This window comes from Aquipuribacter sp. SD81 (assembly GCF_037153975.1).
Classification (GTDB): domain Bacteria; phylum Actinomycetota; class Actinomycetes; order Actinomycetales; family JBBAYJ01; genus Aquipuribacter.
The window spans coordinates 87,333-106,351 of sequence record NZ_JBBAYJ010000002.1; the positions used below are offsets into that span (position 1 = coordinate 87,333).

The following is a 19,019-nucleotide window of genomic DNA, read 5'->3' on the forward strand; positions in this document are numbered from 1 at the left end:
AACCGCCCGTCACTCGACGGTGTAGCCGTTGACCTGGGCCTCGTTGCGGATCGCCTCGCCCCAGGTGTCGAGGTTGTCGACCACCGACCCGCCCGCGGTCACGAGCGGCGTCATGGTGTCCGCCCACACGGCCTCCTGGCTGAAGGCCGGCGCGCCCCAGCCGTCCCAGATGACGGAGCCGGCCTCGGTGAGGGCCGAGAGGTCGGTGGCGTAGTAGCCGCTCTCCTCCTGCTGCGCGAGCCACTTCTCGGCCGCCGGGGCGTAGGCGGGGTAGCCCGGCGCCTGCTCGACCTGGTACGCGTCGTCGGTGGTGACGAACTCGACGAAGTCGGCCGCGAGCTCCGGGTTCTCGGAGTGGCTGGAGACGAACCACGTGCCGCCGCCGACGTTGCCGGTCACGGCCTCCTCGCCCTCCCACGGCAGCGGGGCGGCCACGCCGAGTCGGCCCTCGGGCAGCGCTAGCGAGTCGGGGTTGTTGAAGATCGCGCCGGCGAACCACGCCGGGCCCGGCATCATGAGGACCTTCTCGCTGTACTCCTGCACGAACTCCGGCGCGAAGACGCTGAGCGTCGTGAGCGAGCCGTCGGCGACGCCCGCGTCGATGACCTCGGCGGCGCGCACGCACTCCGCGGCGGTGGCGTCGACGCTGATGCTGCGCGGTCCGGTCACCTGGTTGGCGGGGCAGCGGCTGCCCCACATGAAGACCTCCGGCGTCCACGCGTCGCCCACCGAGCCGGTGATGACGCCCGGGTTCTCCGCCGCGACGCGCCCGCTCAGCTCGACGTACTCCTCCCACGTCGTCGGCACCTCGTAGCCGAGGTCGTCCATGAGCTGCTGGTCGTACCAGAGGACGACCTGCGCGAGGTCGTTGCGCAGGCAGTACACCTGGCCCTCGACCGTGCACGGGTCGAGCGAGCCCTCGGTGAAGCCCTCTAGCACCTCGGGGTCGACGAGGCCGTCGTCGAGGACGGCGGCGAACGGCTCGTTGCCGGGGGTGGCCTGGCTGGCCCACGACGCGTCGTTGTTCTGCGTGGAGAAGACGACGTCCGGCCAGCCCTCGCCGGCCTGGTCGTACAGGTTCATGCGCGTCTTGAAGGTGTCGGAGCCGTTGGCGGACCCGTCGTAGCTCACGACCTCGACGTCGGCGTCGGGGTTGGCCGCGAGGAAGGCCTCGGCGGCGGGCGCGCGGGACGCGTCGACCCAGACGGTGATGCCGCCGGAGCCGGCCGAGCCGGCGGCACCGGACGCGCCGGCCCCGGGGGCCGCGACGTCCTCGCCGGAGCCGCAGGCGGCGAGCGCGGTGGCGCCGACGACGGCGGCCGTGGCGAGCACGAGCACGCGACGGCGGCGTGCGGGGTGGGGGGAGATGAACATGGACGGGGTTCCTTCCCTGGTCGTCCTCGACGCGGGTCGGCGAAGGTATGACCACCTCCGCAGGCTTGAACATATGACGACTGACCAATAGCGTCAACGGCGATGCGAGAGCGACTCCCCGACGACGACGTCGGCCCGGCCGCACGGGACGCCGCGGACACCTGGCGCGGCCTGGCCGTGGACGCCCACCACCACCTGTGGGACCCCGCGGACCCCGGCCAGGACTGGCTGCGCGAGCCGGGCCTGGAGGTCCTGCGACGGCCCTACACCCCCGACGACCTGCGGGAGGCCGCCCGCACGGGGGTCGCGGGCCGCCCGCTCGCGGCGGGTGTCGTCGTGCAGAGCGTCCCGACGCTCGCGGAGACCGTCGCGCTGCTCACGACCGCCGCGGGCGACCCGACGGTGGCCGCCGTGGTCGGTTGGGTCGACCTCACCGGCGACGTCCCTGGCCAGCTCGAGCGCCTGCGCGGCGGTGCCGGCGGGGGGCTCCTGCGCGGCGTGCGGCACCTCGTGCAGGACGAGCCCGACCCGCGCTGGCTGCTGCGCGACGACGTGCTCGCCGGCCTGGGCGTGCTCGTGGCCGAGGGGCTCGCCTTCGACGTCGTCGTCCGCAGCCACCAGCTGCCCGCCGTCGCGGAGGTCGCGGGGGCCGTGCCCGGGCTGCGGCTCGTGCTCGACCACGCGGGCAACCCCGAGGTCCCCGTCGACGCCCCCGCGCGCGACCACCTCACCGCCTGGGAGCGGGACGTGCGCGCGGTCGCGGCGCGGCCCGGGACGGTGTGCAAGGTCTCCGGCCTCGTCACCAAGATCGACACCCACCGCTCCCCCGAGCCGCTCGAGGCGGTGTGGACGGTCCTGCTCGACGCCTTCGGCCCGGACCGGCTCGCGTGGGGCTCCGACTGGCCCGTCTGCCTGCTCGCCCGGCCCTACGCGGAGTGGGCCGCGCTCGCCGCCGGGCTGGTCGAGCCGCTGCCCGCCGCCGGGCGGCACGCCGTGCTGGCCGGCACCGCGGTGCGCACGTACGACCTGCCCGACCCCAGCCCCGCCACCGACGACCCGGAGGACCCGTGAGCCCCACCTACCTCGCCGCCCGCTACGAGGGCGGCGGCGTCATCGCCGCGACCCCTCTCGAGGGCGGGGCACCCCCGCCCGGGCACGTGCACGTCGCTCCCGCCTACACCGGCATCTGCGGCACCGACCTGCACGTCGTACACGGCGACATGGACGCGCGCGTGCACCCGCCCGCCGTCATCGGCCACGAGACGGCCGGGCACGTCGTCGCGGTGGGCGAGGGCGTCGAGGGCTGGCAGCCGGGCGACGCGGTCACGGTGGTGCCGCTGCACGCCGACGGCACGTGCCCGGCCTGCCTCGCGGGACACGGCCACGTGTGCCAGCACCTCACGTTCCTCGGCGTCGACTCCCCCGGCGCGCTCGCCGAGCGCTGGGAGGTCCCCGCCGACACCCTCCTGCGGCTGCCGGCGGACCTCCCGATGCGCACCGCCGCCCTGCTGGAGCCCACCGCGGTCGCCGTCCACGACGTGCACCGGGCCAGGGTCGTGGCCGGCGAGGCCGTCGTCGTGGTCGGCGGCGGACCGGTGGGGCTCCTCGTCGCGCTCGTCGCCCGCGAGCGGGGCGCGCACGTGCTCGTCGTCGAGCCGGACGAGGCGCGCCGCCGCACCGCGGCAGGGCTCGGCCTCGACGCGGTGCCCGCCGACGACGACGCCGTGGCCGAGGAGGTGCGCCGGCGGACCGGGGAGGCCGGCGCGGCCGTCGCCTTCGAGGTCTCCGGCACCCAGCCGGGCCTCGACACCGCAGTCGCCGTGCTCGCCGTGCGCGGCCGGCTCTGCCAGGTCGGTATCCACCCCCGGCCGCGCACGCTCGACCTGCACCGGGTCTTCTGGCGCGAGCTGGAGCTGCTGGGGGCGCGGCTGTACACCCGCGAGGACTGGGCCGAGGCCGTCGCCCTCGTCCACGACGGCCGGCTGCCGGTCGCCGACCTCGTGAGCGACGTGGTCCCGCTCGCAGAGGTCGCCACCGCCTTCGAGCGCCTCGCCGCGGGCGGGGCGGTCAAGGTCCTCGTCGACTGCCGGCCAGGCTCCTCCGTCGACGAGCGGGACCAGCGGTGAGCGGCCCGTTCGACCTCACCGGCCGGTTCGCGGTCGTCACCGGCGCCACGCGCGGGATCGGTGCCGCCACCGCCGTCGCGCTCGCGCAGGCCGGCGCCGACGTCGTCGGGGTCGGCTCCACCCGGCCCCCGGGGGCGGACGTCGCCGACGCGGTCCGCTCCCACGGCCGCTCCTTCGAGGGTCTCGTCTGCGACCTCGCCGACCGGGGCGCCGTCGAGGCCCTCGGGGCCGACCTCGCCGCCCGAGAGCGGCCCGTCGACGTCCTCGTGAACAACGCGGGCACGATCCGGCGCGCCCCGGCCGCGGAGCACGACCTCGTCGACTGGGACCACGTCGTGGCGGTCGACCTGACGAGCCAGTTCGTGCTCACGCAGGCCGTCGGCCGCGCCATGCTCGCCCGCGGCCGGGGCAAGATCGTGTTCACCGCCTCGCTGCTCAGCTTCCAGGGAGGCATCACGGTGCCGGGCTACGCGGCGGCCAAGCACGGCGTCGTCGGGCTCACGAAGGCGCTCGCCAACGAGTGGGCCGCGCAGGGGGTCAACGTCAACGCCGTCGCGCCCGGCTACGTCGAGACCGACAACACCGCGTCGCTGCGGGAGGACCCCGAGCGCGCGGCCGCCATCCTCGCCCGCATCCCCGCCGGTCGCTGGGCCCGCGCCGACGACATCGCCCAGGCGGTCGTGTTCCTCGCCGCCCCCGCCTCCGACTACGTCCACGGCACCGTGCTCGCCGTCGACGGCGGGTGGCTCGGGCGATGAGCGCGCTGCTGGAGGACGCGTTCGCCCGGTGCCCGCTCGTGCCGGTGCTCGTCGTGCCCGACACGACCGACGGCGCCTCGCTCGGCCGCGCGCTCGCCGGTGCGGGCCTCACGACCGCGGAGGTGACACTGCGCTCCCCGGCCGCCCTCGACGTGCTCGCCGCCTGCGTCCAGGCCGCGGGCGAGCGGCTCGTCGTCGGGGCGGGGACCGTCGTCGACGTCGAGCAGGTCGACCGGGTCGCCGAGGCCGGCGGTCGCTTCGTCGTGAGCCCCGCCCTCGACCTCGACGTGGTCGCGCGGGCGCGCGAGCTGGGCCTCGCGGTCCTCCCGGGCGTCGCGACACCGGGCGACGTGCAGCGGGCCCGCCGCGCGGGGCTCGACGTGCTCAAGCTCTTCCCCGCCGCCGTGGTCGGCGGGCCCGGCATGGCCGCGGCGCTCGCCGGGCCCTACCCGGGCGTGCGGCTCGTGCCCACCGGCGGCGTCGACGCGAGCACGGCGAGGGACTACCTCGCCAGGTCGAACGTCGTGGCCGTGGGCGGGTCGTGGTTCGTGCCCGCCGCGCGGCTGGGCGCCCTCGACGGCAGCGGCTCCGCCGCGGAGGCCGCCGCGAGGGCCGACGTGCACCGGCTCGTGGGCGAGGCGCTGGCGGGACTCGCGTGAGCGCCGTCCTGCCGCGCCGCCGTCTCGGCACGAGCGGTGTCCACGTCACCGAGCTCGGCTTCGGCGGGTCCGTCATCGGCAACCTCGGCCGCGCCGTCGACGACGCCACCGCCGTCGCCGCGGTGCACGAGGCGTGGCGCCTCGGCGTGCGCTACTTCGACACCGCCCCGCACTACGGCCTCGGCCTGTCCGAGCGCCGGCTGGGCACCGCGCTGCGCGAGCTGCTCCGCGGGGCCGACCGGGACTCCGTCGTCGTCAGCTCCAAGGTCGGGCGGCTGCTGGAGCCGCGGGTGCCGCCGCTGCCCCGCGACGACGACGGCTTCGACGTGCCGGGCACGCTCGCCAGGCGCCTGGACTACAGCCGCGACGGCGTGCTCCGCTCGATCTCCTCGAGCCTGGAGCGCCTCGGGCTCGACCGCCTCGACGTCGTCTACGTCCACGACCCCGACGAGCACTGGGAGCAGGCCTCGAGGGAGGCCGTGCCGGCGCTCGCGCGGCTGCGCGACGAGGGTGTCGTCGGAGCCGTCGGGGTCGGCCTCAACTCCGCCCCGCTCGCGGCGAGGTTCCTGCGGGAGACCGACGTCGACGTCGTCATGCTCGCGGGCCGGTTCACGCTGCTCGAGCAGGGCGCGCTGCGTGACGCGCTCCCGGCGGCGCTGGCGACCGGCCGGTCCGTCGTCTCCGCGGGCGTCTTCAACTCGGGGCTGCTCGCGCGGGACGACGTGCCCGACGACGCCCGCTACGAGTACGCCGCCGCACCCCCGGCCGTTCTCGCCCGGGCGCGGCGGCTCGCGGCGGTGTGCCGCGCGCACGGCACGACGCTGCCTGCGGCCGCGGTCGCCTTCCCGCTGCGCCACCCGGCGGTGGTGGACGTGACCCTCGGGATGCGCGACGCGCACCAGGTGCGCCGCAACGTCGCACTGCACGCCGAGCGCGTCCCGGACGCGCTGTGGGACGACCTGACCGAGCAGGGGCTGCTCGCCCCGACCGACGGAGAGGAGCGGCCATGAGGGTCGCGCTGCACACCCGCCTCGCACCGGGGCACGAGGACCGCTACGACGTCGACCACGCGCGCGTCCCCGACGACCTGGCCACCGCCATGGCGCGCGCCGGCATCACCGACTGGCAGATCTGGCGCAGCGGGCGCGACGTCTTCCACGTCGTCGACTGCGAGGACTGGGAGGCCGCGCGCCTCGCCCTCGCCGAGGAGCCCGCGGAGCACGCGTGGCAGCGCCACATCGGCCCGCACGTCGTGCCCGTGACCCGCGACGACGGCAGCGTGGCCCCGCTCGTCGCGCAGCCGGTGTGGACGCTCGCCGCGCAGCAGGAGGCCGGCGCGTGAGCCTCGACCTGCGCCCCGCCGAGGACTGCCGCTACGACCTCGTCGCGCTCGGCGAGGTCATGCTGCGCCTGGACCCCGGCGAGGGGCGCATCCGCACCGCGCGGTCCTTCCGGGTGTGGGAGGGCGGCGGGGAGTACAACGTCGCCCGCGGGCTGCGCCGCTGCTTCGGCCTGCGCACCGCGGTCGTCACCGCGCTCGTCGACAACGAGGTCGGACGGCTCGTCGAGGAGCTCGTCCTCGCCGGTGGCGTCGACACCGCCCTGCTGCGGTGGGTGCCCTTCGACGGGCTAGGGCGCGAGGCCCGCAACGGCCTCAACTTCACCGAGCGCGGCTTCGGCGTACGGGGCGCCGTCGGGGTGTCCGACCGCGGCCACACGGCCGTGTCCCGGCTGCGCCCGGGCGACGTCGACTGGGACGACCTGTTCGGTCGGCAGGGCGTGCGCTGGCTGCACACCGGCGGCATCTTCGCCGCTCTGTCGGCGAGCACCGCCGAGGTCGCCGAGGAGGCCATGGCGGCCGCCCGCCGGCACGGCACCGTCGTGTCGTACGACCTCAACTACCGCCCGAGCCTGTGGCGGTCCCTCGGCGGACCCGATGCCGCGCGCGAGGTCAACACGCGCCTCGTCGGCCTCGTCGACGTGCTCCTCGGCAACGAGGAGGACCTCGGCGCCGCCCTCGGGTTCGTCACCGAGGGGGCGCGCGAGGACTTCACCGACATCGACGTCGACGCGCTGCGGCGGACCGTGCTCGCCGTCGGCGAGCGCTTCACGACGCTGCAGGTCCTCGCCGTCACGGTGCGCGAGGCGCACACGGCGAGCTCAAACGACTGGTCCGCGCTCGCGTGGTCGCGCGACGGCGGCGTCGTGACGTCGACGCCGCGACCGGGGCTCGACATCCTCGACCGGGTCGGTGGTGGGGACTCCTTCGCCTCCGGCCTGGCCTACGGGCTGCTGAGCGGCAAGGGTCTCGCCGTTGCCGTCGAGTACGGGGCGGCCCACGGCGCGCTCGCGATGACGACGCCCGGCGACACGTCGATGGCGAGCCTGCGGGAGGTCGAGGCACTCGTGGCCGGGGCGGGTGCGCGCGTCCAGCGCTGAACCCGGACCTCAACCGGTCGACGCTCGCGGCGAGGGCCCCCGGACCGTCACAGTCCGGGGGCCCTGCTGCGTGGTACGCCGGCTCAGTCGACCGTGAGGTCGCTGAAGACGTTCACCGCCATGCGGTTGCGGTCGTGCGAGGTGGCGAAGGCCCCGGCGTCCTGGACGTCCGTCGCCCCGGTGAGGGTGACCGGTCCGCCGACGGGGACGAAGTTGACCCCGTCGTAGGAGTACGAGGCGGTCAGCTGCGTGCCGGTGCGCGTCGCCCGCACCCACACGGGCCGGAAGACGTCGACCGCTGCCGTGGCCGCCTGCTCGACGTACCCGTCGCCGTCGGCGTCCCACTGGAACGCGACGCCGTTGCGGCCGGTGACCGCGACGATCGCGTACCCGGCAGACTCCCCGCCCGCGGCCACGTCGTTGCGGACCATCACGCCGCTCTTGGCCCACACGTCCGTGTCGACGAGCGCGTCGACGCGCACGGTCACGGTTGAGCCGTCGGTGAAGGCGTCGTCGGCGTACACCGCGGCGTACTGGTCGTCGCGCTGGCCGCCGCCGCCCCAGATGTCGGAGCCCGCGGCCCCGATGCCGAGCGCGTCGCCCTGCTGGCCGGTGTAGGAGCGCGCCGCCGCCTCCGTCGTCGTCTCGAAGCCGGTCACGGGGGCCTCGACGGTGCACCCGTCGAGCCCGAAGAGGTTGGCGTTGAGCACCGTGCGGTACCGCGGCGCGACGCCGGAGGCGCAGATGACCTCGCGTGCCTCGGCCGGCCAGTTCGTGCCCTGCACGCGGACGTTGTCGACGAGCCGGTTGTTGCGCTCCTCGGCGTTCGGGATCTGCTCGCCACCGGAGTTCAGCCAGTTGTTGCGCAGCAGGTTGTCGTTCGTGCCGTTGCCCGCGTTGTAGGCGTTGGTGAACACCCACGGGTTCGTGCCGTCGAGCACGTTGCGCTCGTACACGGTGTACCGGGTGCCCTCGTCGAGGTAGAGCCCGACCCCGGAGACGCGGGTGAGGTAGTTCTCCGACACCACGGTGCCCGGGCTCGCCGACAGGTTGTAGAGGTTGCCGCCGTCGGCGAAGCGCGCCTTCGTGTTGCGGACGAGGTTCCCGTGGACGAAGTTCTCGCGCAGCGTCGTGGGCGTGTCGTAGAGCGGGTGCCAGTTGTAGTAGCCGCGGCGGACGTAGTCGCCGGAGCCGCCCGGGTCGTGGATGCCCCAGCCGTAGCCGGTGTCGATGCCGTTGTAGGCGACGTTCGCGACCTCGTTGTGGACGATGTCCATCCGGGTGACGTACGTCGTGAGGATCCCCGAGTTGTCCTTGTAGTCGACGGCCACGCGGTTGACGGTGTTGTGCTCGAGCGTGATGTCACGGTTCGTCATCCGCTCGTCGCTCGGGTGGTGGGCGTCGACCTCGACCCCGCCGACGGCGATGCCGTGGCCGGCGACCTCGTTGAAGACGTTGCCCGTGACGCGCACGTCGCTCGCGCCGAGCCCGACGCCGGTGAGGACGGCGTTGTCGTCCTGGCCGATCCCCAGCGCGGTCGAGCCGAGGGCGACGAAGCGGTTCTCGGTGAACGTGATGCCGGACGCGGCCGACACCTGCACGGCGGCCGGCTGCTGCGACCACGTGACGAAGCGCGCGCGCTCGAACGCCTCGCAGCCGCGCGAGCAGCTGGTGAACGCGTCGGCGGGCCGGTAGTCGACCTCCTCGGCGATGAAGAAGCCGTTCTGCTGGTTGGCGTACCCGACGTCGGACGGGTCGAGCCACGAGGTGCCCGTGAAGGTGAGGCCCCGCATCCCGATGCCGGTGACGGGCTCGTCGTAGGTGCCGCCGATGCTGACGAGCGCCTCCAGGCGGGGCAGCTCGACGTCGAGGTCGGCCGGGTCGACGCCGTCGCCCGGCTTGTAGAACAGCTGCCCGGCCTCGGGGTCGAGGTACCACTCGCCCACCTCGTCGAGGAACGCCAGCGAGTTCTGCATGAGGTAGGTGGGCGCGGCGAGGAACGAGTTCTGGAACGTGTCCCAGCCCCACGTGTTGTTGTCCCACGCCGGCTGCTCCATGACGAGCAGGTCGCCCTCGGCCCCCGCGACCGGGGAGTAGCGGTCGGTGAAGTCGCCGAGCGACTCGAACTCGACCCGGTCGAGGTCCGGCAGCTCCGTGAGCCACTGCAGGTCCGGGTTCTCGATCGTGAGGCCGTCGGGCGACACGGACACGTCGGAGACCGCGAGCTCGAGCGTGGCCCGGGGGGCGACGACGCCCTCGACGTACAGCTGGCGCGAGTCGGTGCCGGCGGGGACGTCGGCGACCCAGACGTTGGCGTCGGCGTCGTGCACGGACCAGCCGGACACGTCCGTCGCCCCGCTCAGCACGGGCGTGGCTCCGGGCGCGGCGGCCCACGTGACGGTGCGACCGTCGCGGCCGCCGTCCTCCGGGCCGAGCTCCAGGGGCTCCTCCAGGCGGTAGGTGCCGTCGGCCAGCTCGACGGTGACGTCGTGCCGGCCGGTGGCCGCCAGACGCTGCACGACGGCTCGCGCGCGGTCGATCGAGCAGGGCCGTTGTGCGACGCAGGCGGCGCCACGGGCCTGGTCGTCCGGGACCACATGGACGGTCCGCGCTGTGCCCGGCGGGGCCGCGGCCGCCAACGGGGCCGTCGCCGTCGTACCGAGCACGGAGGCCGCGGCGACTGAGACCCCGAGCGCAGCGCGTCCCACGCGGCGCAGGGGGGTCGGGGTCGGTGGTGACGTCGTCGTCATCTGCTCACTCCCTCGTGATTAGGGCAGGTGCCCGACGAAAGCGAAGCATAGGTATGACGTCATATCAAGAGCGGTGGCCGTCCGCCTCCACCCGCCCGCCGGGTGACGCCGAGCCGGTGGGCAGGTACCCGCGCGAGGCGGTGTGCCCCCAATGGGGGTACACCGCCTCGTCGCACACCACCGTGCGGCGACGGACGGTCCGTGGCAGCCCGTCCGCGCGGAATCGGCCCACGCGGGCCCACCATCAGGAGGCCTCCCTCAGCGGGCCGGCGACGGCGAGCGCGAGCGAGCCCGCGACGAACGAGGCGAGCAGCGGGACCGTCGTGAGGGTCGTGAAGTCGCTGCCGGCCGTCGCGGGCCGGGACAGGTCCATGACGACGGTGTAGCGGCGGACCGCCCCGCGCGGCGTACGCGGCGGCACCCGCGCTCACCCGGCCCGCCAGTAGCCGAGCGCGGAGCAGCGGTCCTTGGCCACGCCGAGCTCCTTGCGCAGCGTGCGGGCGAGGGCGCGGGTGCTCGCGGCCTCCGCGGCGAGCCAGAACCAGTCGGCGGCGACGTCGACGTCGGCGGCCGGGCACGTCCACGCCTGGGTGACGGCGGCGACGAGGGCCCCGCCCGGGACCGCCGCCCCGTGCCGCGCGACCCACGTCACCTCGTCGCCCGCGCGCAGGCGCAGCGGCAGGGTCCGGTCGGAGTCCGCGCCGTGCTCCAGCCACAGCCGCGCCGGAGTGCCGGGCGAGGCGTCGAGCAGGCTGTTGACCGCCGGCAGCGACGCGGGGTCGCCGACCACGTGCATGCGCCGCGGGGCGGGCCGGACCGGGTCGAAGCCCGTCCCCTGGACCGTCGCGTCGATCGTCGCGCCGGGCCGGACGCTCTGCGCCCAGCGCGCGGCGACGCCGTCGTGGAGGGCGAACTCCAGGTCGAAGGTGCCCGCGGCCGGGTCGGGGTCGACGAGCGTGTACGCGCGCTGGTGCGGTGAGCCGCCGTCGTCGAACCACAGCCGCACCCACATCGTCGGGTGCGTGCCGCACGCGGCGAGAAGGCCGCCGTCGTCGGTGACGCGGACCCGCCGGTAGCGGTCGGTGACGTCCTCGGACTCGCCGACCGTGAGGACGAAGTCCCGCCCCCGCATCGCCCTGAGGACGACGCCCTCCCAGCCGTGGCGCATGTCGATGAGGTTAGCCTAACCAACCTTGCAGGCGGATCCGCGCGGCGGCCTGGGGCGGGTGCGGCCGGGCCACGGCTCGGGAGCGAGGACCCGACCCGTCGGCACGGCCCACGCCAGCCGAGGGTCCGTCGTCAGCAGCGGCACGTCGAGGCGCTCGGCGAGCGCGACGTACAGCGCGGCGGCGACGGTCCCGCCGCGGCGGAGGGCGAGGGCGCGCTGCACGAGGTCCGCGTCGACCGGCTCGACGCGCTGCGGCAGCTCGGCCGCCGCGACAGCCGCCGCGTCCACCTCGTCCGGTGACAGCACCCCGCGTCGCCCCAGGACGGCGAGCGCCGTCGTCACCTCCACGAGCTGGTGCGCCGGAGCCGCCGGCTCGTGCACGGCGAGCAGGTCGACCACCCAGTGACGATCGGGCCGCGCGACGACCACCTCCACGAGCGCGGACGCGTCCAGCACGATCACGTGCGGCCCTCACCGCGCACCTCGCGCACGAGGTCCACGACGTCGACGTCGTGGTCCGCGAACGGCAGCCGTCGCATCCGGGCGAGCCAGCGCTCGCGGTCCACCGTCCGGATCTCGGCCTCGACCGCCCGCTGGACCAGGGCCGAGAGCGACAGCTCCCGTGCCCGCACCTCGGCCGCGAGGTCGTCGGGGAGGTAGACGCTGACCTTCGGCACTCCGCCAGTGTCCTGGCGTCGTGGTCGGTGGCACCCCGCGACGAGCGGGTGTGGACGGCGCGTCGCCCCTGTGGACGCAGCCGAGTCCGCCCGCCGTCGCGCGGCGCGTCGAGGTGGCCCCGAGCGAGACCCCCTCGGTGTCCGGCGTATGCCCCCACTGTGCCCCCACGCCGCCGGAGGAGGGTCTTCTCCCGCGGGGCCGCCGCGGACCGTGGCACGGCCGTCAGGCCCAGACGGCGCCCGGGTTCATGATCCCGTCGGGGTCGAAGGCGGCCTTGACCCGCCGCTGCAGGTCGAGCACGAGCGGGTCGAGCTCGCGGGTGAGGCCCTCGCGCTTGAGCCGGCCGACGCCGTGCTCGCCGGTGATGGTGCCGCCGAGGGCGAGGGCGTCGTCCATCAGCTGCTCGAAGGCGGCCGCCGCCCGGGCCTCGCCGTCGGCCCCCGCAGGCACCACGACGAGGGGGTGGAGGTTGCCGTCACCGGCGTGGGCGACGGTCGCGATCACGAGGTCGTGCTGCGCCGCCGCGGCCTGCACGCGGGCGAGCATCGCGGGCAGGGCGCCGAGCGGGACGCACACGTCCTCGGTGAGCAGCGGCCCGAGCCGCTCCACCGCGGGCCACACGAGACGGCGGGCGTCGAACAGCGCCTCGGCCTCCGCCTCGTCGCTCGAGGCGCCCGCCCAGGTCGCGCCCGCGGCGGTGAAGCACGCCTCGACGGTCGCGGCGTCGGCGTCGCCGACCTCGCCGGGCGCGTCGAGCCGGGCGAGCAGGACGGTGTCGGCCTCGTCGGCGAGCCCGGTCGCCTTCCACGCGTCGACCGCGCGAAGGCTGTGGGAGTCCACGAGCTCCAGCGCCGACGGCACGACGCCGGCGCGCGCGACGGCGGCGACCGCCTCCCCGGCGTCGACGAGGGAGTCGAAGAACCCGGCGACCGTCCGCTCCGGCGGGCGGGCCGGGCGCAGCCGGACCGTCACCTCGGTGACGACGCCGAGGGTGCCCTCGGAGCCGACGACCGCGCCGAGCAGGTCGAGCCCGGCGACGCCCTTGGCGGTGCGCCGGCCCAGGCGCACGAGGTCCCCGGCGCCGGTGACGAGCTGCACGCCGAGCACGTGGTCGCGGGTGACGCCGTACTTCACGCAGCACAGCCCGCCCGCGTTCGTCGCGACGTTGCCGCCGATGCTGGAGAACCCGGCGCTCGCCGGGTCGGGCGCGTACCAGAGGCCGTGCTCCGCCACGGCCGCCCGCAGGTCGGCGTTCACGACGCCGGGGCCGACGACGGCGAGCCGCTCGACCGGGTCGACCGTCACCCCGAGCAGGCGCTCGGTGCTGACGACGACCCCGCCGTCGACGGCGTTCGCCGCGCCCGCGAGACCGGACCCGGCCCCGCGCGGCACGACCGGCACCCCGTGCCGCCGGCACGCGCGCACGACGTCGCGCACCTGCTCGGCGGTCGAGGGCCGCACGACGGCGAGCGGCACACCGGCCTCGGCCCACGCCGCCTGGTCGCGGCGGTAGCGGTCGGTGGAGGCGGGCGCGTCGAGGACGGCACCGTCCTCGGGCAGCGCCGTCCGGAGCTCTGCGAGCAGCGGGTGGGCGCTCACCCCACGCGCATCTCGCCGAGCTCGGACCAGCCGTCGGCGTCGACCTCGGTGCTCACGATGTCGGGGGTCCGCACGAGGTACTGCGGCAGGTCGGCCTGCGCCTGCCGGAAGTGCGCGGAGCCGACGTGCGCGCCGCCGGCGTCGCCGTCGCGGAACGCCTCGACGAGCACGTACACGGTCGGGTCGTCGAGGGAGCGCGACCACTCGAACCACAGGCAGCCGTCCTCGGCGCGGGTCGCCTCGGTGAAGGCGCGGGACAGCTCCGGCCAGTCGTCGGCGTGCTCGGGCTTCACCGGGAACTTGGCGGTGATGGCAATCATGGGCCGATCCTCCCGCCCGTCCCCGACGGACGCGCTCCGGGGCAGCGCCGGCTCAGCCGGACGGGGAGAGCGAGCCCGTGAGGTAGCGCTGCAGCGTCGGCGCGACGTCGGCGACCAGCCGGGCGGCGGACGCGGACGCGAGCGGCTCCACCGCGACGACGTAGCGCGCCATCGCGATGCCGATCATCTGCGACGCGCACAGCGTGGCCCGGTACTCGGGCCGGTCGGCGCCGATCCCCGTCGCGACCCGCGACAGCAGGTCGTCGGTGAGCCGGGTCCGCAGCATGGCCGCGGCCTCCGGCTCCGACGCGGCGGCGCGGATGAGCCCGAGGAGCCGGCGGCGGGACTCCTCGGCCTCCAGCGCGCCGACGACGAAGCGGGCGAGCCGCTCCCCCACCCCGGCGGGGTCGCCGGTCAGCACGTGGGCGACGACGTGATCCGGCTCGAACGGCAGCTCCACGACGGCGACGAACAGCCGCTGCTTCGAGCCGTAGTAGTGGTGGACGAGCGTGGGGTCGACGTCGGCGGCGCCCGCGACCTGCCGGATGGTCGTCCGGTCGAAGCCCTGCTCGGCGAACAGCCGCCGCGCCGCGGCGAGGATCGCCTCGCGCGTGCCGCTGTCGCCGGGCCGGCGCCCGCTCGGTCGTCCCGCCACGCCGCCACCTCTCCGCCGCCCCACCACCTCGCTGCCGCGTCATGATCCCGCACGACCGCGCGGGGTAGGGCGGCGCGGGCGTCAGCGGCGGCGGGTCGCCCGCAGCACGACGTCGTGGACGTGGTGCCCGCTGACCGCCCCCGGCGGGCGCGGCCGGGTGGCGGGGCCGTCGACGTCCCACTCGTCGCGGTCGAGCGCCGCGGCCAGCTCCTCGACCCCGACGTAGGCGGCGGGGTCCCACATGCGCGTCTGCTCGGCGACGTCGAGCGGCTCGGTGAGCGGAGTCAGGTCGTGGGCGACGACGAGCAGGGTGCCGCCCGGCGCGACCGCCCCCAGCAGGTTCGCCACCCCCAGGCCGTCGGGGCTGCGGTGGAAGGAGCCGTACTGCAGCGACACGAGGTCGTAGGTCTCGGCGCCGAAGGCGCCCGCCTCGCCGGCGTCCGCGCGCAGCAGCCGGACGTCGAGCCCGCGCCGTCCCGCCTCGGCGCCGACCCGCGCGAGCGCGTTGCCGGAGACGTCGCTCGCGGTCACGGTCCAGCCGTGCTCCGCCAGCCACAGGGCGTCGGCCCCCTCCCCCGCGCCGACGTCGAGCGCGCGACCGACGGGCAGCCCGGCGGCCTCGGCGACGAGGGTGCCGTTGGGGTTCGCGCTCCACACCGGCTCCGCCCCGCCGTAGCGGTGGTCCCAGTCGACCTGCGCCCCCGAGGCGCGGAAGCCCGCCCGGAGGTCCTCCTCGGCGAGGTCGAAGGCGACCATCGCGGCGACCCGGCTGCCGTGGGCGGCCGACGGCAGCACCTGCAGGCTCGGGTCGGTGACGTTGCCGGCGGCGTAGACGCCCGGGACGGCGGTCTCGCCGCGCGCGTCGACCTCGAGGACGTCGCCGAAGCCGGTGGGGTGCGCGGTGGCCGTCACGCCGGCCGGGGCGAGGACGTCGACGCGGGCGCGGAACCGGGCGCCGACCAGGACGGCGTCGGCCGCCAGCACCTCGCCGTCGGCCAGCTCGACGCCCGTGAGCCGGCCGTCGGGCCCGCCGACGACGCGACGGACGCTGCCCCGGACGACCGGCGTCCCGGCGGCCTCGAGCGTGGCGAGGGCCTGCGGGTCGAAGGCGTCGGGGTCGGCGTCGCGGCCGTCGAGCACGACGGTGAGGCGGCCGGTGAGGTGCCGCAGCACCGCCGTCGGGTGCAGCCCCATCGGGTGCGTGACGACCTGCACGAGCCGGGCGTCGCGCACCTCGTAGCCGTGGCAGAACGGGCAGTGCACGACGTCGCGGCCCCAGTGCTCCGCGAGCCCCTCGATGTCCGGCAGCTCGTCGGTGATGCCGGTCGCGGCGACCACGCGCCGGGCCAGCAGGGTGTGCCCGCCCGTCAGCTCGACCCGGAAGCCGCCCTCGTCCAGGCGGTGCACGGCGAGCACGCGGCCGGCCAGCACCTCCCCGCCGTAGGAGCGGACCTCCTCGCGTCCGACGGCCAGCAGCTCCGAGGGGGCGGCGCCCTCCCGGCCGAGGTAGCCGTGCATGTGCGCGGCGGGGGCGTTGCGCGGCGTGCCGTCGTCGACGACGAGGACGCTGCGGCGCTGCCGGGCCAGCTGCAGCGCGGCGGCCAGGCCCGCGGCCGACCCGCCGACGACGGCGACGTCGCAGCGCCGCTCCACGACCGGGGACTGCCCGTGGTCGTGGGCGTGGTCGTGGGCGTGCCCGTGGTCGTGCTGGTGCCGCGTGTTCTCACCCGTCGTCGTCATAGGAGGAACGCTACGGCGGTCGGTACGTAACCGGCAGAGGCCTTGCAGGATCTGCAAGACAGTCCCATCCTGATCCCGTGACCGACACCCGGGACGTCGAGGCGCTGGCGCGGACGCGGCTGCGCAGCCTGCGGACCACGCTCGGCTACTCCCTGGAGGAGCTCGCCGCCCGCACGCACCTGAGCCCGTCGACCATCAGCCGCGTCGAGACGGGCAAGCGGACGCTCGGGCTCGACGTGCTCGTCCCGCTGGCGCGGGCGCTGTCCGTCAGCCTCGACACGCTGTTCGAGGCGCCCGGCGACGAGGACGTCGTCATCCGTCCAGTCGCCCACAGCGACGGCGCCCGCACCACGTGGCCGCTGAGCCGGCCGGACGGGCGGACCGTCGCGCTCAAGATGCGCCTGGAGCCGACGGCGAGCCGGCCCGCGCAGCGCGTCCACCCCGGGCACGACTGGTTCGTCGTGCTGCTCGGTCGCGTGCGGCTGCACCTGGGCGAGCGCGACGTCGACGTCGACACCGGCGAGGCTGCGGAGTTCACGACCATGACCCCGCACGCCCTCAGCGCGCTCGACGGTCCCGCCGAGGTCATCATGATCTTCGACCGGGACGGGCAGCGCGCCCACACGCACGCCTGAGCCGAGGAGGCCGGGCCCTCCCGACCGTCCGCCCGGCGTGGCATCGTGTGACGGTCGCGCCGACCGGTACGCGCGACCCCGATGGACGAAGGAGTCCACGCATGACCCCACCCGGTTCCACCCTGCCCGGCGGTCGCCGTCGGGCCGCCCGTCTCCTGGCCCCGGCCCTCGTGGCCGCGACCGCCCTCGCCCTCGTCCCGGCCGTCTCCGCGGGCGCAGCGCCCCCACCGAGGACGTCGGCGACCGACCCCGACCTCGGCCCCGGCACGATCGTCTTCGACCCGAGCATGCCGACCAGCGAGATCCAGGCGACGGCCGACGCGATCCACGCCCAGCAGGTCAGCGACGAGATGGGCCCCAACCGCTACGCGCTCGTCTTCGAGCCGGGCGTGTACGGCACCGACGAGGAGCCGCTGCAGATGAAGGTCGGCTACTACACCGAGGTCATCGGCCTCGGCGCCGACCCCGGCGACGTCGTCATCAACGGCGCCGTCGAGGTCTACAACCAGTGCTTCGACGACCCCACGAACCCCGAGTTCGTCGGCTGCTTCGCCCTCAACAACTTCTGGCGCGGCATCTCCAACCTCACGATCGACGTCAACACCGCCGGGCAGGGCGGCTGCGAGGCCTCGGCGAACTTCTGGGCCGTCTCGCAGGCGGTGTCCATGCGCCGGGTCGACGTGCAGGGGCCGACGCTCACGCTCATGGACTACTGCACCGGTCCGTCGTTCGCGAGCGGCGGCTTCATCGCCGACTCCCGTGCCGAGACGGTCGTCAACGGGTCCCAGCAGCAGTGGTACGCGCGCAACAGCGAGTTCGGCACGTGGTCGAACGCCGTGTGGAACCAGGTGTTCTCCGGCGTCGTCGGTGCCCCCGACGACAGCACCTACCCCGACCCGCCGTACACGACGTTCGACGAGACGCCCATCAGCCGCGAGAAGCCGTTCCTCTTCGTCGACGACGCCGGCCGCTACCAGGTGCGGGTGCCGTCGGCGCGGACCGGGACCCGCGGCCTCACGTGGGCCTACGGCATGACGCCGGGCCGCACCATCCCGCTCACCGAGTTCTTCGTCGCGAAGCCCGGCGACACCGTCCAGGAGATCAACAACCAGCTCGCGCGCGGCAAGCACCTGCTGCTCACGCCGGGGGTGTACGACGTCGCCCGCAGCATCTCGGTGAAGCGCGCCGACACGGTCGTGCTCGGCATGGGCCTGGCCACGCTGCACTCCGTCGGCGGGTCCGTCCCGCTCGTCGTCGCCGACGTCCCCGGCGTCGTGGTCGCGGGCGTGACGGTGGATGCCGGCGAGGTCGAGTCCCCCGCCCTGCTGCGTGTCGGCAAGACGAACGGGCCGAAGGCGGCGAACAAGTCGAGCGCGAGCAACCCGACGACGCTGTCCGACGTGTACTTCCGCGTCGGCGGGCCCTACGTCGGCAAGACCGACGTCGCGCTCGAGGTCAACAGCGACGACGTCCTCATCGACCACACGTGGGTGTGGCGGGCCGACCACGGCGTCGAGGGCTTCGACCGGACCGACGGCACGTTCGGCGACAACGAGCGCTGGCGGACGAACATCGGCCGCAACGGCGTCGTCGTCAACGGCGACCGCGTCACCGCGACCGGCTTCTTCGTCGAGCACTTCCAGGAGCACAACGTCGTGTGGAACGGCGAGGACGGCTTCGTCCTCTTCTTCCAGAACGAGCTGCCGTACGACCCGCCGACGCAGGCGGAGTGGACGGCCGACGACGGCACGCTCGGCTGGGCGGCGTACAAGGTCGCCGACGACGTCGAGCGCCACACGCTGTGGGGCGGCGGGGTGTACGTGTTCAACCGCAACAACCCCGACATCGTCACAGCGAACGGCTACGAGGTGCCCGAGACGCCGGGCGTCGTGCTGCACCACATCATGACGAAGAACCTCAGCGGCCCCGGGATCATCGACTCGATCGTCAACGGGGTCGGCGACCGGGTCGACGGCATCCCGGACGAGGGCGACCCGGACGACTACGAGAACCCGGCCTACCTGGTCCGCTACCCGCTGCCCTGACGGGCGGCGGCAGGCACGACCGCACCAGCACGGAGCGCCGGTCCACCCTCGGGTGGGCCGGCGCTCCGGCTGT

General features: G+C 75.2%; 19 protein-coding genes. 9 read left to right on the forward strand and 10 right to left on the reverse strand.

The features are described from left to right. Nucleotides 1–9: 9 nt before the first annotated feature. Nucleotides 10–1,374: an ABC transporter substrate-binding protein gene (locus WAA21_RS01600; protein ID WP_336920984.1), complete on the reverse strand. Its 1,365-nt coding sequence runs from the start codon at nucleotides 1,372–1,374 to the stop codon at nucleotides 10–12. A gap of 102 nt (nucleotides 1,375–1,476) precedes the next feature. On the opposite strand from WAA21_RS01600, the gene WAA21_RS01605 reads away from it, so the two are divergent. The 7 genes from WAA21_RS01605 to WAA21_RS01635 are packed head-to-tail and all read left to right on the forward strand — an operon-like array spanning nucleotide 1,477 to nucleotide 7,356. Next, complete coding sequence (locus tag WAA21_RS01605; RefSeq protein ID WP_336920985.1) at nucleotides 1,477–2,445, forward strand: amidohydrolase family protein; 969 nt, start codon at nucleotides 1,477–1,479, stop codon at nucleotides 2,443–2,445. Next, complete coding sequence (locus WAA21_RS01610) at nucleotides 2,442–3,500, forward strand: zinc-dependent alcohol dehydrogenase (protein ID WP_336920986.1); 1,059 nt, start codon at nucleotides 2,442–2,444, stop codon at nucleotides 3,498–3,500. Before WAA21_RS01605 ends, WAA21_RS01610 begins: the two co-directional genes overlap by 4 nt. Next, nucleotides 3,497–4,258: an SDR family oxidoreductase gene (locus tag WAA21_RS01615; protein WP_336920987.1), complete on the forward strand. Its 762-nt coding sequence runs from the start codon at nucleotides 3,497–3,499 to the stop codon at nucleotides 4,256–4,258. Before WAA21_RS01610 ends, WAA21_RS01615 begins: the two co-directional genes overlap by 4 nt. Continuing rightward, entirely contained in the window at nucleotides 4,255–4,917 is a 663-nt protein-coding gene (locus WAA21_RS01620; protein WP_336920988.1) for a bifunctional 4-hydroxy-2-oxoglutarate aldolase/2-dehydro-3-deoxy-phosphogluconate aldolase, read from the forward strand. The genes WAA21_RS01615 and WAA21_RS01620 overlap by 4 nt, the downstream gene beginning before the upstream one ends. Continuing rightward, on the forward strand, nucleotides 4,914–5,927 hold the full coding sequence (locus WAA21_RS01625) for an aldo/keto reductase (RefSeq protein WP_336920989.1): 1,014 nt from the start codon (nucleotides 4,914–4,916) through the stop codon (nucleotides 5,925–5,927). The genes WAA21_RS01620 and WAA21_RS01625 overlap by 4 nt, the downstream gene beginning before the upstream one ends. Then, nucleotides 5,924–6,259 carry an L-rhamnose mutarotase gene (locus tag WAA21_RS01630; protein WP_336920990.1) on the forward strand — a complete coding sequence of 112 codons (336 nt, stop codon included), beginning with the start codon at nucleotides 5,924–5,926 and terminating at the stop codon, nucleotides 6,257–6,259. The genes WAA21_RS01625 and WAA21_RS01630 overlap by 4 nt, the downstream gene beginning before the upstream one ends. Further along, nucleotides 6,256–7,356 (forward strand): sugar kinase, encoded by a 1,101-nt coding sequence (locus tag WAA21_RS01635; protein WP_336920991.1) that lies wholly within the window; start codon nucleotides 6,256–6,258, stop codon nucleotides 7,354–7,356. Before WAA21_RS01630 ends, WAA21_RS01635 begins: the two co-directional genes overlap by 4 nt. Before the next feature lie 83 nt (nucleotides 7,357–7,439). Here WAA21_RS01635 and WAA21_RS01640 read toward each other — a convergent pair whose 3' ends face one another. From WAA21_RS01640 to WAA21_RS01680, 9 genes are all read right to left on the reverse strand, one after another. Then, on the reverse strand, nucleotides 7,440–9,875 hold the full coding sequence (locus tag WAA21_RS01640; protein ID WP_336920992.1) for a right-handed parallel beta-helix repeat-containing protein: 2,436 nt from the start codon (nucleotides 9,873–9,875) through the stop codon (nucleotides 7,440–7,442). A 475-nt stretch (nucleotides 9,876–10,350) separates the two neighbouring features. Further along, the gene (locus WAA21_RS01645) at nucleotides 10,351–10,479 is read right to left on the reverse strand and encodes a hypothetical protein (RefSeq protein WP_336920993.1); all 129 of its coding nucleotides are present in this window, start codon (nucleotides 10,477–10,479) and stop codon (nucleotides 10,351–10,353) included. 54 nt (nucleotides 10,480–10,533) lie between these two features. After that, nucleotides 10,534–11,274 (reverse strand): siderophore-interacting protein, encoded by a 741-nt coding sequence (locus WAA21_RS01650; RefSeq protein WP_336920994.1) that lies wholly within the window; start codon nucleotides 11,272–11,274, stop codon nucleotides 10,534–10,536. Between the two features lie 15 nt (nucleotides 11,275–11,289). Further along, nucleotides 11,290–11,736 (reverse strand): type II toxin-antitoxin system VapC family toxin, encoded by a 447-nt coding sequence (locus WAA21_RS01655; protein ID WP_336920995.1) that lies wholly within the window; start codon nucleotides 11,734–11,736, stop codon nucleotides 11,290–11,292. After that, nucleotides 11,733–11,951 carry a type II toxin-antitoxin system CcdA family antitoxin gene (locus WAA21_RS01660; RefSeq protein ID WP_336920996.1) on the reverse strand — a complete coding sequence of 73 codons (219 nt, stop codon included), beginning with the start codon at nucleotides 11,949–11,951 and terminating at the stop codon, nucleotides 11,733–11,735. The genes WAA21_RS01655 and WAA21_RS01660 overlap by 4 nt, the downstream gene beginning before the upstream one ends. 223 nt (nucleotides 11,952–12,174) lie before the next feature. After that, entirely contained in the window at nucleotides 12,175–13,551 is a 1,377-nt protein-coding gene (locus tag WAA21_RS01665; RefSeq protein ID WP_336920997.1) for an FAD-binding oxidoreductase, read from the reverse strand. After that, on the reverse strand, nucleotides 13,548–13,871 hold the full coding sequence (locus tag WAA21_RS01670; RefSeq protein WP_336920998.1) for a putative quinol monooxygenase: 324 nt from the start codon (nucleotides 13,869–13,871) through the stop codon (nucleotides 13,548–13,550). Before WAA21_RS01670 ends, WAA21_RS01665 begins: the two co-directional genes overlap by 4 nt. A gap of 52 nt (nucleotides 13,872–13,923) precedes the next feature. After that, nucleotides 13,924–14,526, reverse strand: coding sequence for a TetR/AcrR family transcriptional regulator (locus WAA21_RS01675; RefSeq protein ID WP_336920999.1), 603 nt, complete (start codon nucleotides 14,524–14,526; stop codon nucleotides 13,924–13,926). Nucleotides 14,527–14,607: 81 nt separating this feature from the next. Continuing rightward, nucleotides 14,608–16,266, reverse strand: coding sequence for a bifunctional NAD(P)/FAD-dependent oxidoreductase/class I SAM-dependent methyltransferase (locus tag WAA21_RS01680; RefSeq protein WP_336921000.1), 1,659 nt, complete (start codon nucleotides 16,264–16,266; stop codon nucleotides 14,608–14,610). A gap of 77 nt (nucleotides 16,267–16,343) precedes the next feature. On the opposite strand from WAA21_RS01680, the gene WAA21_RS01685 reads away from it, so the two are divergent. Together WAA21_RS01685 and WAA21_RS01690 are read left to right on the forward strand one after the other, a co-directional pair. Continuing rightward, nucleotides 16,344–16,901, forward strand: a complete 558-nt coding sequence (locus WAA21_RS01685) for a helix-turn-helix domain-containing protein (RefSeq protein ID WP_336921001.1) — start codon at nucleotides 16,344–16,346, stop codon at nucleotides 16,899–16,901. 101 nt (nucleotides 16,902–17,002) lie between these two features. Further along, nucleotides 17,003–18,946 (forward strand): adenylyl cyclase, encoded by a 1,944-nt coding sequence (locus tag WAA21_RS01690; RefSeq protein WP_336921002.1) that lies wholly within the window; start codon nucleotides 17,003–17,005, stop codon nucleotides 18,944–18,946. Nucleotides 18,947–19,019 lie beyond the last annotated feature (73 nt).

Coding starts and splice junctions, on each gene's coding strand:
- WAA21_RS01600 (WP_336920984.1), bottom strand. CDS start 1,374: ATGTTCATCTCCCCCCACCCCGCACGCCGCCGTCGCGTGCTCGTGCTC.
- WAA21_RS01605 (WP_336920985.1), top strand. CDS start 1,477: ATGCGAGAGCGACTCCCCGACGACGACGTCGGCCCGGCCGCACGGGAC.
- WAA21_RS01620 (WP_336920988.1), top strand. CDS start 4,255: ATGAGCGCGCTGCTGGAGGACGCGTTCGCCCGGTGCCCGCTCGTGCCG.
- WAA21_RS01630 (WP_336920990.1), top strand. CDS start 5,924: ATGAGGGTCGCGCTGCACACCCGCCTCGCACCGGGGCACGAGGACCGC.
- WAA21_RS01645 (WP_336920993.1), bottom strand. CDS start 10,479: ATGGACCTGTCCCGGCCCGCGACGGCCGGCAGCGACTTCACGACCCTC.
- WAA21_RS01650 (WP_336920994.1), bottom strand. CDS start 11,274: ATGCGCCACGGCTGGGAGGGCGTCGTCCTCAGGGCGATGCGGGGGCGG.
- WAA21_RS01670 (WP_336920998.1), bottom strand. CDS start 13,871: ATGATTGCCATCACCGCCAAGTTCCCGGTGAAGCCCGAGCACGCCGAC.
- WAA21_RS01680 (WP_336921000.1), bottom strand. CDS start 16,266: ATGACGACGACGGGTGAGAACACGCGGCACCAGCACGACCACGGGCAC.
- WAA21_RS01690 (WP_336921002.1), top strand. CDS start 17,003: ATGACCCCACCCGGTTCCACCCTGCCCGGCGGTCGCCGTCGGGCCGCC.